Annotated in this window: 21 protein-coding genes; 8 read left to right on the top strand and 13 right to left on the bottom strand. The window is 36.7% G+C overall.

Features of this window, described 5'->3' with window-relative positions:
- Positions 1-7: 7 nt before the first annotated feature.
- Positions 8-130 (bottom strand): hypothetical protein, encoded by a 123-nt coding sequence (locus NOV28_RS02250; RefSeq protein ID WP_255927132.1) that lies wholly within the window; start codon positions 128-130, stop codon positions 8-10.
- 103 nt (positions 131-233) lie between these two features.
- Here NOV28_RS02250 and NOV28_RS02245 point away from each other — a divergent pair, with 103 nt between their 5' ends.
- The gene (locus NOV28_RS02245; protein WP_255927130.1) at positions 234-581 is read left to right on the top strand and encodes a hypothetical protein; all 348 of its coding nucleotides are present in this window, start codon (positions 234-236) and stop codon (positions 579-581) included.
- 74 nt (positions 582-655) lie between these two features.
- On the opposite strand, the gene NOV28_RS02240 is transcribed toward NOV28_RS02245, so the two are convergent.
- Positions 656-1,492 carry a CvfB family protein gene (locus NOV28_RS02240; RefSeq protein WP_255927128.1) on the bottom strand — a complete coding sequence of 279 codons (837 nt, stop codon included), beginning with the start codon at positions 1,490-1,492 and terminating at the stop codon, positions 656-658.
- A gap of 70 nt (positions 1,493-1,562) precedes the next feature.
- On the opposite strand from NOV28_RS02240, the gene NOV28_RS02235 reads away from it, so the two are divergent.
- Together NOV28_RS02235 and NOV28_RS02230 are read left to right on the top strand one after the other, a co-directional pair.
- A complete protein-coding gene (locus NOV28_RS02235) occupies positions 1,563-1,775 on the top strand; it encodes a KTSC domain-containing protein (RefSeq protein WP_255927126.1) in 213 nt (70 codons plus the stop codon).
- Positions 1,776-1,840: 65 nt separating this feature from the next.
- Entirely contained in the window at positions 1,841-2,038 is a 198-nt protein-coding gene (locus tag NOV28_RS02230) for a hypothetical protein (RefSeq protein ID WP_255927124.1), read from the top strand.
- Between the two features lie 142 nt (positions 2,039-2,180).
- Here the strand turns inward: NOV28_RS02230 and lpdA are convergent, their stop codons facing one another.
- The 5 genes from lpdA to recQ all read right to left on the bottom strand — a co-directional run bounded on the left by lpdA (position 2,181) and on the right by recQ (position 10,162).
- Positions 2,181-3,584, bottom strand: coding sequence for a dihydrolipoyl dehydrogenase (lpdA, locus tag NOV28_RS02225; protein ID WP_255927122.1), 1,404 nt, complete (start codon positions 3,582-3,584; stop codon positions 2,181-2,183).
- Positions 3,585-3,715: 131 nt separating this feature from the next.
- On the bottom strand, positions 3,716-6,268 hold the full coding sequence (locus tag NOV28_RS02220) for an adenosylcobalamin-dependent ribonucleoside-diphosphate reductase (protein WP_255927120.1): 2,553 nt from the start codon (positions 6,266-6,268) through the stop codon (positions 3,716-3,718).
- 202 nt (positions 6,269-6,470) lie between these two features.
- Positions 6,471-7,544 carry a glycosyltransferase gene (locus NOV28_RS02215; protein WP_255928678.1) on the bottom strand — a complete coding sequence of 358 codons (1,074 nt, stop codon included), beginning with the start codon at positions 7,542-7,544 and terminating at the stop codon, positions 6,471-6,473.
- Positions 7,545-7,617: 73 nt separating this feature from the next.
- Positions 7,618-7,953 carry a TonB-dependent receptor plug domain-containing protein gene (locus tag NOV28_RS02210; RefSeq protein ID WP_255927118.1) on the bottom strand — a complete coding sequence of 112 codons (336 nt, stop codon included), beginning with the start codon at positions 7,951-7,953 and terminating at the stop codon, positions 7,618-7,620.
- A 4-nt stretch (positions 7,954-7,957) separates the two neighbouring features.
- Entirely contained in the window at positions 7,958-10,162 is a 2,205-nt protein-coding gene (gene recQ, locus NOV28_RS02205; protein WP_255927116.1) for a DNA helicase RecQ, read from the bottom strand.
- Between the two features lie 226 nt (positions 10,163-10,388).
- On the opposite strand from recQ, the gene NOV28_RS02200 reads away from it, so the two are divergent.
- Complete coding sequence (locus NOV28_RS02200) at positions 10,389-11,348, top strand: KpsF/GutQ family sugar-phosphate isomerase (protein ID WP_255927114.1); 960 nt, start codon at positions 10,389-10,391, stop codon at positions 11,346-11,348.
- Between the two features lie 82 nt (positions 11,349-11,430).
- Entirely contained in the window at positions 11,431-12,252 is an 822-nt protein-coding gene (gene tatC, locus NOV28_RS02195) for a twin-arginine translocase subunit TatC (protein WP_255927112.1), read from the top strand.
- An 83-nt stretch (positions 12,253-12,335) separates the two neighbouring features.
- On the opposite strand, the gene cphA is transcribed toward tatC, so the two are convergent.
- From cphA to NOV28_RS02175, 4 genes are all read right to left on the bottom strand, one after another.
- Positions 12,336-14,963, bottom strand: coding sequence for a cyanophycin synthetase (gene cphA, locus NOV28_RS02190; protein WP_255927110.1), 2,628 nt, complete (start codon positions 14,961-14,963; stop codon positions 12,336-12,338).
- Positions 14,964-16,056: 1,093 nt separating this feature from the next.
- On the bottom strand, positions 16,057-16,884 hold the full coding sequence (prmA, locus tag NOV28_RS02185) for a 50S ribosomal protein L11 methyltransferase (RefSeq protein WP_255927108.1): 828 nt from the start codon (positions 16,882-16,884) through the stop codon (positions 16,057-16,059).
- 161 nt (positions 16,885-17,045) lie between these two features.
- The gene (locus NOV28_RS02180; RefSeq protein ID WP_255927106.1) at positions 17,046-18,047 is read right to left on the bottom strand and encodes a glycosyltransferase family 2 protein; all 1,002 of its coding nucleotides are present in this window, start codon (positions 18,045-18,047) and stop codon (positions 17,046-17,048) included.
- A 114-nt stretch (positions 18,048-18,161) separates the two neighbouring features.
- The gene (locus tag NOV28_RS02175; RefSeq protein WP_255928676.1) at positions 18,162-19,325 is read right to left on the bottom strand and encodes a THUMP domain-containing class I SAM-dependent RNA methyltransferase; all 1,164 of its coding nucleotides are present in this window, start codon (positions 19,323-19,325) and stop codon (positions 18,162-18,164) included.
- Between the two features lie 134 nt (positions 19,326-19,459).
- On the opposite strand from NOV28_RS02175, the gene NOV28_RS02170 reads away from it, so the two are divergent.
- A complete protein-coding gene (locus tag NOV28_RS02170) occupies positions 19,460-20,218 on the top strand; it encodes a class I SAM-dependent DNA methyltransferase (RefSeq protein ID WP_255927104.1) in 759 nt (252 codons plus the stop codon).
- 2 nt (positions 20,219-20,220) lie between these two features.
- Positions 20,221-20,913 (top strand): ZIP family metal transporter, encoded by a 693-nt coding sequence (locus NOV28_RS02165; protein ID WP_255927102.1) that lies wholly within the window; start codon positions 20,221-20,223, stop codon positions 20,911-20,913.
- A 62-nt stretch (positions 20,914-20,975) separates the two neighbouring features.
- On the opposite strand, the gene NOV28_RS02160 is transcribed toward NOV28_RS02165, so the two are convergent.
- Together NOV28_RS02160 and NOV28_RS02155 are read right to left on the bottom strand one after the other, a co-directional pair.
- Positions 20,976-22,358, bottom strand: coding sequence for an OmpP1/FadL family transporter (locus NOV28_RS02160; RefSeq protein ID WP_255927100.1), 1,383 nt, complete (start codon positions 22,356-22,358; stop codon positions 20,976-20,978).
- Positions 22,359-22,383: 25 nt separating this feature from the next.
- Positions 22,384-23,343 carry a prolyl-tRNA synthetase gene (locus NOV28_RS02155; protein ID WP_255927098.1) on the bottom strand — a complete coding sequence of 320 codons (960 nt, stop codon included), beginning with the start codon at positions 23,341-23,343 and terminating at the stop codon, positions 22,384-22,386.
- A 144-nt stretch (positions 23,344-23,487) separates the two neighbouring features.
- Between NOV28_RS02155 and proS the strand changes: the two genes are divergently transcribed.
- On the top strand, positions 23,488-24,963 hold the full coding sequence (gene proS / locus NOV28_RS02150) for a proline--tRNA ligase (protein WP_255927096.1): 1,476 nt from the start codon (positions 23,488-23,490) through the stop codon (positions 24,961-24,963).
- Positions 24,964-24,993: the final 30 nt, after the last annotated feature.

Raw genomic sequence — 24,993 nt, 5'->3', positions numbered from 1 at the left:
TGGTACTTTACAACATATCAAAATCAGCTCGCGTGAGTGCAAGTATGAAAATGATGATGATGTAATTGATTGAACATTCTTTGTCGTTTGATGGCGCAAATATATAAACAATTTTGATAAACTGCTCCATTTTTTTATTTTTTTTTCATCTTTATTACAACAAATTAAACATTTAAAAAAATATCCGATTGCAAACGGATAATTCTTTATATTTGATTATCAAATTTTTAGCGATGCAAAACTGTCTAGAATGTGGTGATCAAATCATCGGAAGAAGCGATAAAAAATTCTGCAATGATGGCTGCAGAAACGCCTACAACAATAAACATAACCGAGATTCTTCGAATTTGATGCGCAACATCAACAATAAGCTGCGCAAAAATCACCGCATCCTCAGTGAACAAAAATTCGTTGATGGAAAAGCTAAAATCACCAGAAGCAAACTCACTTCTGAAGGTTTTGATTTTGAATATTTTACCAATTTTAAAATTTATAAAAACGGTGCTGAATATCGGTTTCTCTATGAAATTGGTTATCGCTTTTTGGAAGACGACTGGATTTTATTGGTAAAAAAAGAATGATTTTCTTTTAATAAAATTAAAAATTAAAATCAGCTTTTATTTTTCCTGTTGAGTCCATTTTCTTGGATAAAAAATTAATCATTCTCATCAACCAAACGGATTTTATCCTCTAAAATTTCAATTTTTTTATCTCGATACAATCCACCGATGGCTTTCTTGAAATTCTTTTTGCTCATCTGCAGTTCCTGCTTAATTTCTTCTGGTTCAGATTTATCGGAAAGATAGAGCAAACCGTAGTTTTCATTTAATTTATCGAGAATCATTTGCTGAAATTCATCGTTGTTTTCGTAACCTTCCGGTTGTAGGGAAACATCAATTTTACCATCTTCTCTCACAGATTTTATGTAACCAATTTCTTCGGAAAGCGGGAATAATTTTTTGTAAACATCGGATGCGTAAATCAGTCCGATATATTTTTTATTGATGATGACATTCCAGCCCAATTCGCCTTCTCCCATTAAAATCAAATTCACTTTATCGCCTTTTCGGAAAGGCAAATCGTCGTACTGTGGATTTCTCTTAAACCTTGTGGTACCCGTGATTAATCCTAAAAATTCATCGATATAAACATGAACCAAATACCTTTTTCCTTCTACAATTTTCTGTTTTTGTTGCTTGTAAGGAATGAACAAATCTTTGATGATTCCCCAATCCATAAAAGCGCCACTTGGCAAACTTTGCACGCAAGTCATCACGGCAAACTCTCCTACTTCTGCGTTGGCTTTTTCGGTGGTTGCTTTCAGTTTATCATCATCTTGATAAACGAAAACTTCCATTTCATCGCCAATTTCAGCATCTTCGCTAGCGAAAATTTTAGGAAGAAATGCTCTTTCTCCGTTTTCATCTTCCAGAAATAAACCTGAATAATTTTTTTCTGCGATTTTTAATAATTGAGTTTTGCCGGGATTCATAGGTTAGCGTGATAAATAATTGACTGCAAAGGTAAGAAAACTAAAGGAACAGAAATTGCAGAATTTTGTCATGCCCTCTTCAGTTATCAGAAAATATTATTATAAGCCCGAACTTCAGATATTGACGATCGTTTATAGCTCTGGAGCGGTTTACAATTATCTTGAAGTTGTAGAGGAGGTTTTTGATGATTTCCGGGCGGCATTTTCTAAGGGAACTTATCTCAACAAAAAGATAAAACCGTTCTTTAGATACGAAAAAGTGAGTATAGACGCGACCTGGTAAAAATAGGCGAACATCCATCAGAAACGTGTCCGCATGGTGTAAAATAGGGTTCGCAATTTACAGAAATGATTCCGCAACGTTCAGATACGTTTCCGCAACCGTCAGAAATGCTTCCGCAACCGTCAGAAATGGTTCCGCGACCTACAGAAATGGTTCCGCAACGTACAGAAATGATAAAAAAACATTTCGGAACGATTTCCGTATCTGATTATTCAAAAAATTCATTATTTTTTATAAATTTTGATAATGAAATTATATTTTAATTATTAAATAATCAAAATAAATACTTGATTTTTTTTCTGATCAATGATGATCCTAAAAATTATAGCTTTGTGATAAAGTTGTCATTAAGCAACAAAAAAGAGAAGCCGAAACTTCTCTTTAATTATGATCTATTTTTAATGATTACATGTGGAGTGCAATTTTTCCCGTTGCGTCCAAGGCGGCCTCTTTAATCGCTTCCGCAAAAGTTGGGTGTGCATGCGACATTCTTGCAATATCTTCTGCACTTGCGCGGAATTCCATTGCGGTTACCGCAGCGGCGATCATATCTGCAGCTCTGGCTCCGATCATGTGAACGCCTAAAACTTCGTCGGTTTTTTCATCAGCGATGATTTTGATGAAACCATCCACATCGCCGGAAGCGCGGCTTCTTCCCAAAGCTCTCATTGGGAAATTTCCTACTTTTATGGCAACGCCTTCTGCTTTCAATTGCTCTTCTGTTTTACCCACTGCAGCAACTTCCGGCCAAGTGTAAACTACTCCTGGAATTAAATTATAATTGATGTGAGGTTTTTGTCCAGCCAATTGTTCTGCCACTAAAACGCCTTCTTCAGAAGCTTTGTGAGCCAACATTGCACCGGCAACTACATCTCCGATTGCATAGATATTCGCAACATTCGTTTGCAAGTGTTCATTGGTTTTTACTCTTCCTCTTTCGTCCAAATCTACACCTGCTTTTTCAATAGAAAGTCCGTCTGTATAAGGTTTTCTACCTACCGAAACCAACACATAATCACCTTCAACCACCACTTCTTCTCCTTTTTTATCTTTCGCAGTAACTTTCACAGAATCTCCATTTCTTTCCACTGCCTGAACTGCGGTTGAAAGCATGAATTTCATTCCTTGTTTTTTCAAAACTTTGTTGAGTTCTTTTGATAAAGCGCCGTCCATTGTTGGGATAATTTTATCCATAAATTCAACTACAGTTACTTCAGAACCTAATCTTTTGTAAACAGAGCCCAATTCCAGACCGATTACTCCACCACCGATTACAACTAAATGTTTAGGAATTTCTTTAAGTTTTAAAGCTTCAGTAGAAGTAATTACTCTTTCTTTATCTAAAGTGATAAACGGCAAAGAGCTCGGTTTAGAACCTGTCGCGATGATGATATATTTTGAATCAAGAACCTCGGAAGTACCGTCGTTTTTGGTTACCTTAACCTGAGTTGAAGATTCGAAACTTCCCACTCCTTCGAAAACGGTAATTTTATTTTTATCCATCAGGAATTGGATTCCTTTGGTTGTTTGTTCTACGACTTCGTCTTTGCGGGCAATCATTCTTGCCAAATCTGCAGTTGGTTCATTGATGAGGATCCCATGATTAGCAAAATTGTGTTTTGCGTTTTCGAAATGCTCCGAACTATCCAAAAGCGCTTTGGAAGGAATACAACCTACGTTCAGGCAAGTACCTCCCATCGTAGGATATTTCTCGATAATTGCAGTTTTTAGACCTAATTGCGCACAACGGATCGCAGCCACATAACCTCCAGGACCAGAACCGATTACGGTAACATCAAATTGACTCATTTTTATTTTTTTATGATTTTTATTGATTTTTTGAAGTTTACAAATTTACAAAATATTTTACCTAATGAGGGGCAGTTCTCAATAGATTTTTAAATAATGATCCCACTAGAAAGTTCTTAAGTGAATTTATTTTACCCACATTTACTGTTCCCACAATTCTTGCACGTGAGACAGCCTTCTTGATAAACAACTTGGTCTGAACCACAGCTGAAACATTTTCCGCTGGCTTCAGTTCCATCTGCAATGTAGCGTTTTAGGGCACGCGCCACTCCTGCTTTCCAGTTATTGATCGATTCTGAATCCAATTCTATTCGGTTGATTAATTCAACTACATTTTCAATCGGCATACCGTGTCTTAATGTTCCTGAAATCAATTTTGCATAATTCCAATATTCAGGATTAAATTTATGGGAAAGCCCTTCAATTGTCGTTTTATAACCTCGCAAATTGGTAAACTGAAAATCGTAACGAGATTGTCCGTCTTTGTCGCGATTTTTAATAATGAACCCTTCATTTACCCATCGTGGCAACGCGATTCCCTCTTCGTCATCAGCTAAACCGGTAAAAATTTCATAAGGTTTCTTATCAATTAAGCCCACAAAAGCAATCCATTTATCTTTATTATTTTGAAAACGAACGATATCCGCCTCTAATACTTGAGGTCTTTTGGTCGGGAAAACTGGTTGTAAAACACCAACTTTTTCTTCCGGTTTTTCCTCATTGGTAATTAAAACCCCAGAACGGGAACCATCACGATAAACGGTAACTCCCTTGCAACCGACTTCCCAAGCTTTGATATATAATTGATTAACCAATTCTTCAGTTGCATCATTCGGAATATTAATCGTCACAGAAATAGAATGATCCACCCATTTTTGAATGGCGCCTTGCATTTCTACTTTGCTCAACCAATCTACATCATTGGAAGTCGCTTTGTAATAAGGCGAAACTTCAATAATTTTATTAATTTCATCTTGGGAATATTTTTTTTCAGGATCCATTCCGTTCACTTCCATCCATTGCTTGAAACGATGATGGAAAACCAGATATTCTTCCCATGAATCGCCTACTTCATCCACAAAATCAACCCGAACATCCCGATCATTAGGATTCACTTTTCTTCTTCTTTTATAAACTGGAAGAAAAACCGGCTCAATCCCAGAAGTAGTTTGCGACATGAGCGAAGTGCTTCCGGTAGGCGCAATCGTAAGCAAAGCGATATTTCTTCTTCCGAATTTCTTTAAATCTTCATAAAGTTGCGGATCAGCTTCTTTTAATCTTAAAATAAAAGGATTTTTCGCTTCTCTTTTGGCATCATAAATCGCAAAAGCACCTCTTTCTTTGGCCATTTCAACGGACGAACGGTATGCTGCAAGTGCTAAAATTTTATGAACTAAAGTAGAAAATTCGTTGCCTTCTTTGCTGCCATATTGAATGTTTAACGCAGCCAACATATCGCCTTCTGCGGTAATTCCCACACCGGTTCTGCGGCCTTCAATGGTTTTTTTGCGAATTTTTGTCCAAAGATTTTTTTCAGTCGCTTTTATTTCATCTCCTTCAGGATCAGATTCAATTTTCAAAAGAATAGCATCAATTTTTTCAATTTCCAAATCGATGATGTCATCCATCATCTTTTGCGCATAACCTACATGCTCCTTAAAAAGTTCAAAATTAAATTTCGCTTTCTGGGTAAATGGATTTTCAACGTATGAAAAAAGATTGACAGCCAAAAGTCGACAAGAATCGTAAGGGCACAACGGAATTTCGCCACATGGATTGGTAGAAACCGTTTCGTAACCTAAATCAGCATAACAGTCGGGCAAAGATTCACGGATAATGGTATCCCAAAAAAGGATTCCTGGTTCAGCAGATTTCCAAGCATTGTGAATGATTCTTTCCCACAAATCGGTCGCTTTTATTTGCTTTTGAAACTTAGGATTTTCGCTATGAATCGGGTATTTTTGAAGGTAATCTCGCTTTTCAACGACCGATTTCATAAACTCATCATCAATTCGAACCGAAATATTAGCTCCGGTAATTTTCCCTTGCTCTAATTTGGCATTCACAAAATCCTCAGAATCAGGGTGATTAATAGAAACCGAAAGCATCAATGCTCCTCTCCTTCCGTCCTGCGCAACTTCGCGAGTTGAATTCGAATAGCGCTCCATAAAAGGAACCAATCCGGTGGAAGTAAGCGCAGAATTTTTCACTTCAGAATTTTTTGGCCGAATATGCGACAAATCATGACCAACACCACCACGTCTTTTCATCAACTGAACCTGCTCTTCATCAATTTTCATGATACTTCCGTAGGAATCACTTTGGGTTCCACTGCCGATTACAAAACAATTCGAAAGGGACGCAATCTGAAAATCATTCCCAATTCCGGTCATCGGACTTCCTTGCGGAATAATATATTTGAAGTTTTTGATGAGATTAAAAATTGCATCCTCAGAAAGCGGATTTGGGTATTTCGCTTCTATTCTTGCGATTTCAGAGGAAATTCTGCGGTGCATATCATCCGGAGTCTGTTCATAGATATTTCCGGCAGAATCTTTAAGTGCATATTTACTTACCCAAACTTTGGCAGCCAAATCATCACCATTGAAATAATCAAGTGTCGATTGATAAGCGTCTTCATAAGTAAATGTTTTATTTTTTTTTGAAATTAATTCAGTTTCCATAACTCTTTTTTTTTTGTGATTTTAAAATTACAATTATTTTATAACACCACAAAAAGTCTACAAATTATTTTACTTAATTAATTAATAATCAATACTATAAAATATTTAACAACTAAAAAAGTTAACAAAATATTTTAAAAATAATTAAATATGAAAAACAAATGAACTGATTTAATTTGAAATTCAAGCAGTAAAGAAAGAATTAAATTCTACCAATTTCTAAGAATAAATCTTCATATTGCTGCAATATGATTTCTTTGGAAAATCTATTTTTTATGGAATTTTTAATCGCTTCAGAATTGTGGTTTTCATTTAAAATCTCAGCAATTTTCTTCGCAAATTCTTGATGATTTTCAATATCGGAAATTTCTCCGTTGATTTTCGGTTGAATAATTTCATTAATTCCATCCTGAAAATCATTTGCCAAAGCAAAAACTCCGCAAGCTCCAGCTTCGAGCAAAACATTCGGGAAACCTTCGTAACGCGAAGAAAGCACGAATAAATCAGCAAATTTCAGGACTTGATAAGGATTTTTCTGTTGTCCGTGGAAGATTACATTTTCTAATTTTAAATCAGATTTCATTTGATGTAACAATTCTTTGTCTCTCCCATCACCGATAATGTGGAGCTTGATTTTTTCATTTTTTAAATGAGAAAAAACATTCAACAAATTATCGAAACCCTTTCTAGACGATAGATTTCCGATAGCAACAACATTTTTAAAATCATCATTAAAAGCTTCTGGTTTTGTGGAAAAATTCAGTTTTTCATTGATGAAATCAAAATCGACCGGATTATTGATTTTGATGAGTTTTTCTTTTTTAATCTTAAAATTTTCAATCAAATCATTTTGCATATCATTGCTCTGACAAATAATTCGCTGATAATTATTGTAAAATTTATAGAAAAATCGGATTTCCTTTCGGGTAACGTGTTTCGAAACGACGTTGGTTTCTCGCGCAATAAATTTTGTTTTCGGAAAAAGCTTGATAAATAAAGACAAATACGCATTAACTTCCCCAAAACCACTGAAAACAATATCGGGTTTTCGTTTTTTAATTTCGAGTAAAATAGGTTTTAAAGAATGTCTGATTCTGAGAGTTTTGATGTCAATAATCTCAACATCTTTTTTTAAAATCTCCAGGAAACCACCTTCTTTTCGGAGCAAAAGAATCTTGGGTTCAAACCGATTTCGTGTAAGATGATTCGCAAGCGTGGTGACAATTCTTTCGGCGCCAACGGTTTCTAAATCGGGTAAAATGAAGATGATGGAGATTTTTTTTCATTGATAAATTTTCTATCGCCATTCGATTTGGACGCAAAAAAAAAAAGAATTTTTAAGAAAATTTTTAAGTCTCTTTTCTAATAACGATAATCACTCCATTTTTTGCGTCTTCGCCATATAATTCGACGGCTTTTTCGTTCTTTAAAACCTGCACCGATTCGATGGTATTGGGATTTATCTTATTAAAGTCTTCATAAGGAATTCGTTCTCCATCAACTATGATTAAAGGTTTGATTTTCACATCCTTATTACAACACAAACAAATTTCTTTGTTGTTTTCAACAGGTGAAACATTTAAACCTTTCACTTTATTGTTGCTAGAATTTTCGAGAGGTCCATCAATTTGTGCGGAGAAAACTCCAAAACTGAACAAAAATATTCCAAAAACAATTTTCTTCATTATTTTAATTGGCTACGTCCGAAATAAATTTAATTCTCAACATTCTCACCTCTTCATCACTAAGATCATCACCAAATTCGGCTAAAAGAACTTTCATGCTGTCGCTTTCGCTTTCTCCCATGAATTCCATGAATTCTTCTACGATATCTTCATCGAAATTTTCATCGATATAATAATCAATATTCAATTTAGTTCCTTGATATACAATGCGTTCCATTTCCTTCAGCAATTCATCCATCGTGAGATTTTTTGCTTTGGCAATATCTTCGAGATCAATTTTCTTGTCGGTACTTTGGATGATGAATACTTTGTGGCTCGATTTATTGGCAACTCCCTTCAGTACCATATCTTGGGTTCTCTCGATGTTGTTTTCCTCAACATATTTTTTGATGAATTCTGCAAATTCTTTCCCAAATTTTTTAGCTTTTCCATCTCCAACACCGTAAATTTTAGCAATTTCTTCGATACTAATCGGATATTGAACGGTCATATCTTCCAAACTCGGATCCATAAAAACCGTATAAGGCGGAATTCCCTGTTTTTTAGCCACTTTCTTGCGAAGTTCTTTCAATTGGTTGAAAAGCGCTTCGTCCAAACCACCACTTTGTTGAACCTGGACTTGGTCGGAATCAGCTTTTGTTTGAGCCAAATCATATTCGCGGTCTTCAGCGATGAGGAAAGGATTTTTATCTTTTCCGGCAATAACTTTTAAACCTTTTTCGGTAACTTTTAAAACGCCGTAAGTTTCGATATCTTTTTGCAGAAAATTCTGTACTGTAGCTTGACGAATCACCGATTTCCAAAAGTTTTCCTGTTCATTTTTACCGATTCCAAAATGCTTGGTGGTTTCGAGTTTATAGGATTTGGTCACCGGATTTTCTTTCCCAACGATTACCGCAATAAGGTCTTTCGTACGGAATTTTTCTTCTAATTCTTTCACCAATGACAAAACCAATTTCAGTTCTTTGGTCGCATCTTTCAGTTTTGGTGGATTTACAGAATTGTCACACATGTTCGCACCAGCACCATTAATTGGGTCAAATTGTTCACCGAAATAATAAAGAATATACTGCCTTCTACTCATAGAAGTTTCGGCATAACCAACCACTTCATTCAGCAATTGCAAACCAATTTCGCGTTCAGAAACCGGTTTTTGCGCTAAAAATTTCTCGAGTTTTTCGATATCTTTTGGATCATAAAACGCCAGACAAATTCCTTCTCCACCGTCGCGCCCTGCTCTACCGGTTTCTTGGTAATAACTTTCCAAAGATTTCGGAATATCATAATGAATCACAAATCTGACATCCGGTTTGTCGATTCCCATTCCGAATGCGATGGTTGCTACGATCACATCAGCTTCTTCCATCAAGAATTTATCTTGATTGGCAACTCTGGTTTTTTGGTCTAAACCTGCATGATATGGAAGCGCATTGATGCCATTTACCTGAAGAAGTTGTGCAAATTCCTCCACTTTTCTTCTGCTCAAGCAATAGACAATTCCGGATTTTCCTTTATGTTGATTAATGAATTTTACAATTTCACGATCGATATTTACTTTCGGGCGTACTTCATAAAAAAGATTAGGTCGGTTGAAACTTTCTTTAAACACTAATGCTTTCGACATTCCCAAGGTTTTTTGGATATCATCCTGAACTTTAGGAGTTGCGGTTGCGGTAAGTGCAATCACAGGAACATCGGCAATTTTATCGATAATTAATTTCAAGTTTCGATATTCTGGGCGGAAATCATGTCCCCATTCGGAGATACAATGCGCTTCATCAATTGCAACAAAAGAAATAGTGATATCTTTCAAAAATTCAAGATAATCTTCTTTAATAAGAGATTCGGGAGCAACATATAGTAATTTTGTTTTTTTTGCTTTGATGTCATCGAAAACCTGCTTAGTTTGGGTTTTATTTAAAGACGAATTCAAAACATGAGCAACACCTTCATCGGAAGAAAGCCCATTAATCGCATCGACCTGATTTTTCATCAAGGCAATTAAAGGCGAAACGACAATCGCGGTACCTTCGGAAATCAGCGCCGGAAGTTGGTAGCAAAGCGATTTACCACCTCCTGTAGGCATTAATACAAAGATATCTTTCCCTTCCAAAAGATTTTTGACAATCTCTTCCTGTTGGCCTTTAAAAGTAGAAAAGCCGAAATATTTTTTTAGTTCCTTCGATAAATCGGCAGTATTTGTTTTCATTTTAATTCCAGTTTTTATAACAAAAGTTGAACATCCCAAGTGTTTTTTTCTAAAATTCAATTGCAGTTTACGGGCTGTTCATCTAAAATTGTTTGCTAAATTTGCATATTAACCAAAGTTAGAAAATAAAAATCAAAATAAAAAAATTGAAGCTTAATTTTAATTAAAATATAACAAAAACATTTGCGTATATTATAGGATTAAATTTCTTTCCCAAACCATCAAAATGAATCATCCTGACCTACTCCACATCGCCAAAAATGCTCTTTCCATCGAAATCAATGAGCTCAAAAATTTGAAAAACCGCCTCGACGAGAGCTTTCTGAAAGCCGTAGAAATCATTAGTTCAGCCAAAGGAAAACTCATCATCGTAGGAATTGGCAAGTCTGCGCATGTGGGAAACAAAATGGTAGCAACCTTGAATTCCACCGGAACTCCATCTCAATTTTTGCACGCTTCAGAAGCAATTCACGGAGATTTGGGCGTCATCCAAAAATCCGATGTTGTGCTTTGTATTTCAAATTCTGGAAATTCTCCGGAAATCGTAAACCTTCTTCCATTTTTGAAAGATTATTCTTCATCATTAATTGGAATGACAGGAAATTTGAACTCCAAACTTGCCGAATTTTCGGAAGTAGTACTCAATACTTCAGTTGAAAAAGAAGCTTGTCCAATTAAACTCGCTCCTACAAGTTCTACCACTGTCCAAATGGCTTTAGGAGATGCTTTGGCCGTTTGTTTGATGGAGCTCAGCGGATTTCGGGAAAATGATTTTGCTAAATTTCATCCGGGTGGAAGTTTAGGAAAAAATCTTACAGCAAAAGTGGAACAATTCCTTTCCCCACAAAAACCTTTGGTTTCCGCAGATTCCAATATTCGTGAAATCATCATCTCGATCAGCGCTTCCACACACGGAATTACCGTTGTTGAAGATGGAGAAAAAATCGTCGGAGTCATTACTGATGGAGATTTGCGAAGAATGTTGATGAGCGAACAAGATCTATCGAAAATTTCAGCGAAAGATATCATGAGCAGCAACCCGAAAAGCATCGACAAAAATGCTTTGGCAAAAGAAGCCATGCAAATCCTGAAAGATAAAAACATCGGTCAGCTGATTGTAACAGATCAGGGAAAATATTTTGGAATTATCGATATCCACCGTCTTTTGGATGAGGGAATTAATTAATTTTTCGAAAATATTCCGTTTCGGTTTTCATCAATAATTCAGTAATTTCGCAAACTTAAAATTTAACCTTTGAATATATAAAATGAGTGAAGGAAAAGAGATGTCGTTTTGGGGACACATCGGCGAATTGCGCGGTCACCTTATCCGTTCGTTGATAGCAATTATTGTCGGAGCAATTCTGGTAGGCTTCAATGTGAACTGGATTATGGATCATATTTTTTTCGGTCCAACACGCAATGATTTCCTCACGTTTCGGGTCGTAAACCATTATTCTCGTGAACTAATTGGCCACGACAGTATTATTTTGCCCGATCATTTTGCGGTACAGCAGAAGAAACTCTTCCAACAATTCAATGTGATGATGTCGGTTTCAATTTTTGGAGGGATGGTAGCGGCTTTTCCGTATATTGTTTGGGAACTTTGGCGATTTATTTCTCCGGCGCTTCATCCTAATGAAAGAAAAAATTCGGTTTTTCTCATTAATTTTGTTTGGATTCTTTTCCTTGTCGGAATTCTTTGTGGATATTTCCTCATTTTACCATTTGCGATCAACTTCGGTTTGCTCTTCAAAATCTCCGATTCCATCACCCAACTATTTGATCTCAGTGATTATACGACTTTGTTCATGCAGGTAGTTTTGGGAATGGGTATTGTTTTCCTTTTCCCAGTGATTGTTTATTTCCTCACTTCGATCGGAATTTTAACTCCAAAATTCATGAGAACTTACCGCCGACACGCAATCGTTTTGATTATGGTTGTAGCAGCGGTAATTACACCTGCAGATGTTTTGAGCATGTTGATGGCTGCTTTCCCGCTTCTTTTGTTGTATGAATTCAGCATTATGATGAGTGCTTATACTTACAAAAAAGTTCAGTACAGATCAAACTTGCCTGTAGAACAATAGTCTTTAATATTCTGATTAAAAACGATAGTTTATAAAAAAAAAATCCCTACTAGAAGGGATTTTTTTTATTTAATACTCAAAAATTAGAGTTGTCCGTCTTCTAGAATTTCTTTGTTCTGATATTCCTGCACCAAGTCGATAGCATTGGAAATAACGTCGCTCAGAGCGGTGATAAATGTATTTTCTTCCGCAAGACTCATGGCGTGTTTAAGGGCATCAATCTCTTTTGGGATGATTTCGTAGCTTAAATCACGTCCGGATTCCTGAATACCATCGATAAGTAATCCGTTGATTTCTTCTTCTTTTCTTCCACGAAGATGTTTTTCGTTTCGGATGATGATATGATCGAACATTCTTCCTGCAATTTTTCCACATTCTCGGATATCTTCATCGCGACGATCACCAACTCCGGAAATAATTCCTATTTTCTTCGGTGATTCTACATTTTTCAGGTAATCTTCAATTGCTTCGTAACCTGCTGGATTATGAGCAAAATCAATTAAGACTTTGAATTTTTTAAATTTAAAAATATTCAATCTTCCTGGAGTAAGCGCTGGACTTGGAATGAAAGTACGAAGCGAATTCGCAATATCCTCAATCTCGAAACCATGAAGATAAGTTGCCAAACTCGCCGCCAAAACATTGGAAATCATGAATTTTGCCTTTCCTTCCATCGTAATCGGAACATTGTGGGCTTTTACGATTCGGATTTTCCAATCTCCTTTTTTGATAGTGACGAAACCTTCTTCATAAACACAAGTGATTTTACCTTCTTTAGCAAATTTCTTAATGTGAGGATTGTTTTCATCAAGACTGAAAATAGCCACTTTAGCATCCAAATCTGGCATCAATCTCATCGAATATTCATCATCAGCATTCAATACGCACCACCCATCTTTTTTTACCGAATCGAGCACTACTCTTTTTACTCTGGTTAAATCTTTTAAGTTGTGAATGTCATTTAAACCAAGATGATCTTCTTTAATATTGGTTAAAACTCCGATATCACAGCTGGAAAATCCTAAACCTGAACGCAGAATTCCGCCTCTTGCAGTTTCCAGAATCGCAAATTCTACAGTAGGATCTTTCAAGATAAATTCCGCAGAAATCGGTCCTGTAGTATCGCCTTTAGTCAACATCGTGTTTTGAATATAAATTCCGTCGGAAGTCGTAAATCCTACACGATGACCATTATTCTTCACTATATGGGCAATCAAACGAGTTGTGGTGGTTTTACCATTAGTTCCCGTAACCGCGATAATCGGAATTCGGAAAGGTTTCCCTTGAGGATACAGCATATCAACAACCGGCGCTGCCACATTTCTCGGCAATCCTTCGCTTGGTGCCAAATGCATTCTGAATCCTGGTGCAGCATTTACTTCCAGAATCGCTCCACCACTTTCTTTTAATGGTTGAGTAAGGTTTTCTGCCATGATATCGATTCCGCAAACATCAAGTCCGATGATTTTAGAAATTCTTTCACACATCGTCACATTTTCCGGATGCACCATATCGGTAACATCGATGGAGGTTCCGCCTGTAGAAAGGTTTGCGGTAGATTTCAGATAAACAATTTCTCCTTTTTGCGGAACAGTTTCCAAGGTGTAATTCAGTTTTTCGAGCAGTTCATTGGTATCTTTATCAACCAAAATTTCGGTGAGCACATTTTCATGGCCATAACCTCTTCTTGGATCCAGATTTTCTTTATCAATAAGTTGCTGAATGGTCATTTCACCATCTCCAACGATGTGCGCAGGAACTCTTCTAGCAGCAGCTACCATTTTATGATTAATGACCAAAACTCGGAAATCATATCCAGTAATATACTTCTCAACAATGACTTTTCTTGAATAATTTTGGGCATGCTGAAGTCCTATTTTTGCTGTTTCCAGATCATTAACGTTGATTGATGATCCTTTTCCATGATTCCCGTCGAGCGGTTTCAGAACAATGGGATAACCAATTTTACGGATGACTCTTTCCAATTCTTCCGGTTCTGTAACCAAATCTCCCGAAGGCACAGGAATTGCGGCATCGTCGAGCATTTTTTTGGTTAATTCTTTGTTACAGGCAATATCCACCGCAATTGAACTGGTTTTTCCGGTAATAGTAGCTTGAAAACGTTGTTGATTCACCCCGTAACCCAATTGTACCAAAGAATTTCTTCCCAATCGAATCCACGGAATATTTCTTGCCACCGCTTCTTCCACGATACTTCCGGTAGAAGGACCTAATCGTTCTCTCTCACGAATCACTTTTAACTGATGAATACACTCGTGGATGTCGTAATATTTTGCTTCGATAAGGCAGTTGGCGATTTCTACCGACTGTTCAGCAGCGTACACTCCTGAATTTTCTTCCAAATAACTAAAAACAACATTATATACACCCGGAGTTTTCGTTTCTCGGGTTCTTCCGAAACCGGTATCCATTCCTGCTAAAGTCTGAATTTCCAGAGCGATATGTTCGATGACATGTCCCATCCAAGTACCCATTTCTACCCGTTGAAAAAAGCCACCCTCCACTCCTTCCGAGCAACGATGGGTAATCAAGGAAGGAATAAGCTGTTCTAATCTTTCCCGAAACCCTTCAATTTTGTTGGTCGGTAGATGCTCCATTTCCTCCAAATCGAGCCGCATCTGAATAAGTTTTTTCCTTCTGATGCTCCAGATATTGGGGCCCTTTAAAACCTGTATTTTTTCAATTTTCATAGTATGATTCTGTAATATTAGTGGTGGCTTTTTTTACTAGTCTTATCAAAGATAAAATAAATGCTTTATAATCGATATTTTTTTTGAAAAAAATTAATATAACCTTAAGATATTTGTTGAATATCCTTACTCCTTTCGTGTCTTATTGATATTTCCATTTTTAGAAAAAGTAAATATGGTGATAAAAGAATTAATAACCTTTTACAATGTACCACGAATAAATAAATCGCAAAATTCATTTATAGTTTTTTGAGAAATAAATAAACATTATAAAATGTGGTTTATTCTAATCTACGATAACGTACCCTCCTTCATAGCTTTGCTCTTATCAAAATAATGAATTTATAATTTTGTACAAAGGAAAATTAAGGAGAAGACTAGCTCCTATAAATTAGCTCAGTAGGTATGGAATTAGGACGGGTCAGCCAGACATTACTTATACTTTACTTTGACATTCCTTTGACATTCCTTTAACATTCCTTTGACTTTCCTTTGACTTTCTTTTAATTATGTATAAAAATCTGCGCGCTATATTGATAGATTTCTTCTCATTTGTCCTAATTTTCTTGATTCCTTAATCGTTTTATCCAAAATAAAACTCAAAATAGATCTTCTAAATACTTGAAAAAACAGATATTTACCCACTCCCAATGACTACCCAACGACACAAAAAGAAAGCAGCCCTTCTAAAAAAACTGCTTTATATCTAAAAACGAAATCCACATAAGGAGACCATCATACTGCTGAAAAGTTACAGAAACTCTCGTTCAAGGGCTTTACCTCTTCTTTTTATTTTTTTTTATTGGAATCCGTGATTATTAATTCATTTATCTTCGGTGAATCTTTGATTTCTGACTTGCAGACAAAACAAAACACTTTGTTGTTTTTCACTCGTTCCCAAAACCGTTTTTGCCGAATTTGCCGAAAAGGGAGCTTTTTGCCGAGAGGAGATCAGTGCCTTTATGGTGGGCTAGGACTGGGCTTTGACTAGGAGAATACTAGGCTTTGGGATAAAGTGTTTTCATTCAATTTTTATCTATTCACGAAACATCACGGCATAAAAAAAGACTGTCCTTTTGAGACAGCCTCTTTTTTATTTTTCGAGAAGTAAAGAAACCCATTCTTCCCGTTGCAGCTTTCTTTTCAGGGTGAGTTTTTGCTCGGTACAAACTTCCAAAATATCATCTACATCGAAGAAACACAATCCGGAAAGTAAGAGTTGTCCCCCATCGTTCAATACAGAAACATAAGTCGGAATATCGGAAATTAAAATATTCCTGTTGATGTTGGCCAAAATAATATCGAAATGCTCACTGCCCAAATTTTCTGCGGTTCCTTGCGAAATCTCCAATTCCACATTGTTTCGCGCCGCATTTTCTTTGGAATTCTCTACTGACCATTCATCGATGTCGATGGCCACGGTTTTTCCAGCGCCTTTTTGTTTCGCGAAAATGGCAAGAACCGAAGTTCCACAACCCATATCGAGCACGGTTTTGTTCTCGAAATCCATGTCGAGCATTTGCTGAACCATCAAGTAAGTAGTCGCATGGTGCCCCGTTCCGAAAGACATTTTCGGTTGAATAATGATTTCATGAGGAAGATTTTGGTTCTCGTGAAACTCTGCACGAATCGAAACCTGATTTTCTACATTAATCGGATCAAAATTCTTTTCCCATTCCTCATTCCAGTTGATATTTGGCATTTCCTGATACGTGTAGGAAATTTTGATTTCCGGATTTTGAAGCAAATGAATTTCTTTTAAATCTTCTTCTTTGAAAAGATCTTTCTGGATATAGGCTAAAATTCCTTCGTGTTCCTCGGTGAAACTGTCGAAACCGATCTCGATGAGTTCGGCCATCAGGATTTCGTTCCAAGGTTGCAAAGGCGATATTTTGAAGTTGAATTCTAAGTAATTATTCATTTTAATTTTTTTGTAAAAATAGTTAATTTTCTAATGATAACCGAACTGCGCCCCGGATTGAACGGCCTGTTTGAGCTCTTTTTGTGGAGCGCAGCGGAACAAAAAAGCGAGTAGTGAAAGCCGGAAATGTGCGCCCAAAGGAAAATAATTCCCAACTTTCATTAGTTTTGATGAAAATGCGAAGGAAATGCTTCTTCGGGTTTTTGGCGGAAAATATTGAGTAAAATCCACGATTTCAGGAAGCCGTAACCGTAGGAAAACATTTGGATATAGGTGGAAATTACAGCCATCGCGGCGATGCTGATGTTTTTGGTTAAAAGCAACGCGTGGAAAAACACGATAAATGTGTAAAGCCCATAAAATCCGAGGATTAATCCTTTTTGGAGCGTGAAATATTCGATGAATCCCAACACGTAACCGAGCAAAAATATCGATGGAAATGCGAAAGAAATTTTCACATAATTCGGGTGTCGCTGGTTGAGAATCGGTCTCGCACAGCCGAATTGATAGACTTGTTTGGAGAATTTCCCGAAATCGACGCGACGCTTGTGATACACGCCGATATTTTCAAAAAAAGCTGTAGTGAAGCCGTTTTCCCACAATTTCATCGACAGATCCGGATCTTCGCCAATTCTCATTTCGGAGAAACCGCCGACTTTTTCAAAAGCGGATTTTCGAACGCCCATATTGAAACTCCTCGGCTGAAATTTGGTAACCGCTTTTTTGCTTCCTCGAATTCCACCGGTGGTAAAAACCGAAGTCATCGAATAGGAAATTGCTTTCTGCATCAGATTGAAACCTTTGTGGGCTTTGTCGGCACCACCAAACGCATCGCAAGGAATTTCAGTGATATTTTTTTTGATATTTTCGATGTAATCTTTCTCCACAATCACATCGGAATCCACGAAAACGAGCCAGTCATTTTTCGCTCTTCTCGCGCCGTAATTTCGGCTTAAACCTGGTCCGGAATTGTCTTTTCGGAAAAACTGAATGGTTAAACTTTCATGAAAAAGTTCGGCCGTTGGTCGCAAATCAATCTTGGAACCATCATCCACAATGATGATTTCAAAATCTTTATCGGTTTGATGAGATAATGAATTGAGCAACTCGAAAAGTTCGTCTTTTCGGTTGTAGATTGCTATTATAATTGAAATTGAATTCAAAACTATTTTTTGAAATGTTTAGTGGCATCATCTTCCTCTTTCCTTTTGTTTGGAAAAAGGTAAAATAAATTGAGAATCATATCTAAAATGTCCCACAACATAATAAGAAGTCTATTATTTATTCTCCAATTTATGAACTTTCTTGGTTCCTTCGTACATTTCAAACTGCAGAAAACGACATTCCAATTTTCCGTTGAAAAGTTTGATTCTTCGGGAAGGTCTTAATCCAACTTTCTTCGCTGCATCGAGGTCGGAAGAGATAAACCAAGCCAAAGTATTTGGATAATTTTTCTTAAAAGTATCGCCGATTTTCTTGTAAAATTCGTCATCAGTGATTTCAATTCGCTCGTCGTATGGTGGATTGAAAACCATCATCAATGGGAATAATTCTTTTTTAGATTCGAAGAAATCTTGTCGTTTTACTTCGATTACATCTTCCATTTCTGCAGCTTCGATGTTGAGATGAGCCGCATTCAGCATTTGAGAATCCAAATCGTAACCAACAATTTTTCCGGTGAATTCTTTGATTCGGTTGATTCTTACTTCTTTTATTTTTTGAAAAAGTTCTGCATCATAATTTTTCCAGTTTTGGAAAGCGAATTTCTTTCTGAAAATCTGCGCCGGCAAATCCATTGCAATCATCGCAGCTTCGATGAGTAAAGTTCCTGAACCACACATCGGATCGAGGAAATTCCCTTTTCCGTCCCAACCTGCCAATTGCAACATTCCGCTTGCTAAAACTTCATTGATTGGAGCTTCACCTTGCTCTTTTCGGTAACCACGTTTGAACAACGGATCTCCCGCAGAATCCAAAGAAATCGTCACCAATTCGCGGTCGATATGCAAATGAAACTTGATATCGGGGTTCTGAACATCGACATTGGGTCTTTTTCGGTTGTGAAATTTAAAATAATCTACAATCGCATCTTTCATTTTCTGCGACATAAACTGAGAATGTTTAAATCTTTCTGAATACACGGTTGCATCAATCGCGAAAGTTTGATCCACACTCATGAAATCATCCCAGGGAAAAGCGAAAAGTTTATCGTAAAACCGGCTTTCGTCCCATGCTTTAAAAGTGATCACTGGAATTAAGATTTTGAGGGCAGTTCGCGCAGAATAATTAATTTTATAAAGAAAACCAAGATCACCTTCGCAGTTGACCGCGCGGTTTTTAATTTCGACATTTCTGCCGCCTAATTTCTTGATTTCCTCTGCCAATACTTCTTCGAGACCGAAAAAGGTTTTGATTTGAATTTGTAAATTGTCGATATCCATACTTTGCAAAGGTAATGATTTTCGAAGTTCTTGCATCGTGAGTTTTAGAACTTATAAAAGTTTGATAATCAAAGTAATCAATCGATAAGCGAGAGATCGTATATAATTAAGTCAAATTTAGTTATTTTTGCAGCATGGCTTGGTTTGAAACATGGTTTGATACTCCTTATTATCACATTCTCTATAAAGATCGGGATTTCCGAGAAGCAGAACAATTTATTACTCTATTAATCAATGATTTAAAGATAAAAAAAGACAGCACCATTATCGATTTGGCTTGCGGAAAAGGACGACATTCGGTTTATCTTAACAAATTAGGATACAATGTTTTAGGACTTGATCTATCGAAAGAAAGCATTTCTCAAAATAAAAAATTAGAAACTGATGCTACTGCGGAGCATTTCTTAAAGTTTTCAGTTCATGATATGCGAAATGAGATTTATCCGGAAGTTTCTGCGGAGAAAGTAGATGCGGTTTTTAATCTTTTCACAAGTTTTGGGTATTTTGATGATGAAATTGAGGACAAAAAAATCTTCAAGTCGGTATCGAATGTTTTAAAAGACGAATGTTATTTTGTTTTGGATTTCTTGAATGAAAAATGGGTGAAAAACACCTTGATTCCGGAAGATGAAATCACGAAAGAAGGAATTGCTTTTCAAATCTCAAAAAAAATTGAGAATCAATTTGTTATTAAAGACATTCGATTTCAGGATCAAGGAAAAGATTTTCATTTTTTCGAAAAAGTGAAGCTCCATACCTTAGAAACTATCGGGAATTATGCGGAAGAGTTTGGTTTTGAAAGAGTGAAAATTTACGGCGATTATCATCTTGGATCATTTGATCCGGAAAATTCGTCTCGTTGTATCAATGTTTTTAAGAAAAAAGCGCAATAATCATGATTATTATTTTATTGATATTAAGTGTTTTAGCCGGTGTTTTCCTCGGAAAATTCTTCGGCGAAAAACAAAAATTCGCCAAAAATCTTTTGATTCTCAGCGCCGGATTTCTAATTACCATCTGTTTGAATGATGTTTTCCCGGAAGTATATTCTGGGGACAATCATAATATCGGAATCTTTGTGATAATCGGGGTTTTGCTACAAATGCTTTTAGAAAATCTTACCAAAGGTTTTGAGCACGGCCATTTTCATCATCATCACGAAGAAAAAAACATTTTACCGGTTGCCTTAATGATCGGAATGTTTATCCATGCATTTTTAGAAGGAATTCCTCTCGCGAATGAGAAAAATATTTTCAGCCCTTATTTGATGGGAATTTTATTTCATAATTTGCCTATTTCATTTGTTTTGGGGGCGTTTCTTGTTCAAAAAGACAAATTCACCACTTCCTCTTGGCTTGTTATCGCTTTTTTTGCGGTAGCTTCTCCTTTAGGACTGCTTTTGGGCAATTACTTTAATCCTGATTACAAAGTGTATTTTCTTGCATTGGTCGGTGGAATTTTCCTTCATATTTCTTCCGTTATTATTTTCGAAAGCAACAAAAACCACAATATCGACTGGATGAAGATCCTGATGGTAATTTGCGGTATCTCTTTGGCTTTGGTCGGACATTTATTTCACAGCCATTAAATAAAAAAAAGACTCCGAATTTCTTCGGAGTCTCTCATCATTATTTCACTTAATTCTGGAAATTAAAATTTCCAGCCGAGTGTAATAAAGAAATTATCTTTTTTGTTTTTCACGTTTGAAACGATGGCTGCATCAGATTCTACAATGTATTGGCTAGAAAAATAACCTGTATTATTGGCTGCAGATCCTTGAATGAAAGGATTGCTATATTCTGAACTCACATTTTGATAAGCTGCATCGATGAAAAAGGATTTGAAATCATATCCAATTCCGGCAGCGATGGTATTTCTTTTTCCTAAAATCAAATTATCATAAGCCGTATTTCCTGCAACGGTTTGAATTGACATGGAATCGAAAGGACTTGCCGCAAAACCATATCCGCCTCTCAATCTGAAAGCTTGCACACGGTATTCTGCACCTACTTTCAACTCAGAAAGATTGGAATAATTATCTGAAAAGAATTGATTCAATTCGGTTTCTGCGTCTCCGTGAACTTTATATTTCGGTTTAGTAAGACCTAATGAATAATCCACATTGACTGCAAAGTTTTTGTTGGCAACATAGGCCGCACTCAATGTAGCTTTCATTGGCGTAGAAAGATCACGATCTTCAGTATAAGTTCCATCCACAGGATTTTCATATTCACTGTAAACTCTTGCAATTTTCCACCAAGTCGGTGTTTCGAGAGCTGCACCTAATCTCAATTGAGGACTAATTTTCCCGATCACCCCAACGGAAGCTGAAAAACCACTCGATGATTCGGAAAATGGTGTGTATTGCTTGTCATAAACATCGGTAACACCTGTATTATCGCTAAAAGCCGCAGAATCATACTGATCAAGAACCGAATTATGGAAATTTAATCCAGCTCCGACATAAATTCGGTTATCGTAATTTCCACCAACACCGATGCTCATTTTCGAAAGGTTTCCGTATCGGTTATAAGCATGACCTGCGAAAGCCAACTCATCTACCAAATTATTATCGGCATCTCTGATTTCATAAACCAAATCGCTGTTTCCAGGAGTTTCGGTGTAATCTTCTAAAGATTGGTTGGAGTAATTCACAGCAACATTCACAAACTTCCAAGGCGAAGAATCGATTTGAAAAACTGCAATTCCACCCACATTACCTAAATCGGTATTATTAACCTTATAATCCAAAGATTTTCCGACGTAGGACGTAGTATTTTTGCTGCTTTCAATACTTAAAGTTCCTGAAACTTCGCTCGCAATACTCACTCCGACACCTGCCGGGTTTGAATTTAAAACAGAGAAATCTCCACCCAAAGCTCCCATGGAACCAGCCATTGAGTTGTATTTTGAAGTTCCGTTTAATGATGAATTAGAATATACCTCTGAAGTATTTCTGATTGTTGAAATATCTTGTGCATTCGCAAAATAAGCAGCGGAAATGCTCAAGATCATTAAAGATTTTTTAATCATTTTATTAATATACACTTATTAAATATTATCTTCTGAAACCACCTGATGATCTTGTAGAACCGGAGCTTGAACTCGATGAACCACTTCCGAAACCACCACCGCTTCTGAATCCACCACCATCGCTAGAACTTGATCTAGTTGGGGCATCATAATTTGGCATGCTTTGGCGTGGTGCCGAATTATATCTAGGACGAGTATTCGGTTGTGGCGAAGTTCTCATTCTCGGTTGGGTACCATTATTATTTGGTCTTATAGATCCTGGTTGATTTCTGTATTGACTATCATTTCTGAATCCTGAATTTGAGCTATTATCAGTACGGAAATTTGAATTAGAAGTTCTCATTGAGTTTCTAAAAGCACCATCTGCACCACTTCTTTTATAGGTAAATCCACCACCGTAGGAATTATAGCCATATCCATAATTGTTGTAATAATAAGGACTGTAATAACCATAATAAGGATTTCCGTAACCATAATAAGGATTGTAATAGCCATACCAAGAATTATAACCAAATCCCCACGGATTATAATATCCGTACCAAGGATCAAATCCAAATCCCCAAGGACTATAATAACCACCAAAACCCCAAGGCGAACCCCATCCGTAACCTATTCCAAATCCAAAACCTGAATAAAATCCATAAGGATAGCCCCAGTTATCATTGTAATAAGTATCTGTTCCGGCATAGTTTCCCCAATCAGAATTTTGATTATCCTTCCAATTTTCATTTCTGTTATCGGAATTCAAATATTGATTGGGATTATCCGTTTGCTGATAATCATAATATTCGCCTACCCTATTCCCGCTGTTCATCACAGTACCTTCAGGCAGAGTATCTTTGTTAGGATCGTAATAAATCCCATCAGTCTCCGTATAACCACCCACTTGAGCGCCACACGACATCAAAATTAAACCACCGGAAACCGCCAAAACCGTTTTAGATTTAAGCAATTCAAGGAAATTTTTATAAGTAATTTTTTTCATGATAAGGTGAAAAGTTTTAATTTGAATTATATTTGCATTTTACACCAAAAACATACCAACCAAGGCTTGTAAATTTTGAGTAAAAATACAATTTTAAGTTTAGATTAAAGCAAAATACAAAAGTTAAATCAAAAGATCAAATAAATGGCAAAACTTACTTCAAGAGCCGAAGACTACAGCAAATGGTACAATGAATTAGTAGTAAAGGCTGATTTGGCAGAAAATTCCGGAGTTCGTGGATGTATGGTAATTAAACCTTACGGATACGCAATTTGGGAAAAAATGCGCGATCAAATGGACAAAAGATTCAAAGAAACCGGCCACGAAAATGCATATTTCCCCATTTTTATTCCCAAAAGCTTATTTGAAGCTGAAGAAAAAAATGCCGAAGGTTTTGCTAAAGAATGCGCCGTAGTAACTCATTACAGACTAAAAACTGATCCAGAAAATCCAAAAAAACTTATCGTAGATCCTGAAGCAAAGCTAGAAGAAGAACTCATCGTGCGCCCAACTTCCGAAGCCATCATCTGGAATACTTATAAAAACTGGATTCAGTCTTATCGTGATTTGCCAATTCTCATCAACCAATGGGCAAATGTAGTGCGTTGGGAAATGAGAACCCGTCTTTTCCTGAGAACTGCTGAATTCCTTTGGCAAGAAGGACACACCGCACATGCGACCAAAGAAGAAGCCGTGGAAGAAACCGAAAAAATGCTCGACGTATATGCCGATTTTGCCGAAAACTTCATGGCAATTCCTGTAATCCGTGGTATCAAAACTCCTTCTGAAAGATTTGCCGGCGCTGATGAAACTTATTGCATCGAAGCATTGATGCAAGACGGAAAAGCACTACAAGCGGGAACTTCTCACTTTTTAGGACAGAATTTCGGTAAAGCATTTGATGTGAAATTCACCAACAGAGAAGGAAAAATTGAACATGCATGGGGAACATCTTGGGGAACTTCTACCCGATTGATGGGAGCATTAATCATGACTCATTCCGATGATTTTGGTTTGGTATTACCTCCTACTTTAGCGCCAATTCAGGTGGTAATTGTTCCTATTTTTAAAGGAGAAGAACAATTGCAGCAAATTGATGAAGTTGCTTCTGATCTTCAGCAAAAATTAAAAGCGAAAGGAATTTCGGTGAAATACGATAACCGTACTGAGAACAAACCAGGCTGGAAATTCGCAGAATACGAATTAAAAGGAGTACCGGTAAGAGTTGCAATCGGAGCAAGAGACCTAGAAAATAAAACCGTAGAAATCGCCAGAAGGGACAATTTAACCAAAGAAACTCAACCGATTGAAAATCTAGAGGTTTATATCGAACAGTTACTAGAAACCATCCAAAAAGATATATTCCAAAAAGCATTGAATCATCGTGCTGAACATACCACAAAAGTGAATACTTACGAAGAATTCAAAAAAGTTTTGGAAGAAAAAGGTGGATTTATTTCTGCGCATTGGGACGGAACCGCTGAAGAAGAAGAACAAATCAAGAACGAAACAAAAGCAACCATCCGATGCATTCCTTTGGATAACCCACAGGAAGACGGAATCTCGCTTATTTCAGGAAAACCTTCGAAACAAAGAGTTATTTTTGCGAAATCTTATTAAGAATCTGTTTTTCATTGACAATATTTAACG

It is taken from the genome of Kaistella montana, assembly GCF_024436175.1.
GTDB classification, from domain to species: Bacteria; Bacteroidota; Bacteroidia; order Flavobacteriales; family Weeksellaceae; genus Kaistella; species Kaistella montana.
This window is presented reverse-complemented; position numbering and strand designations above follow the sequence as displayed.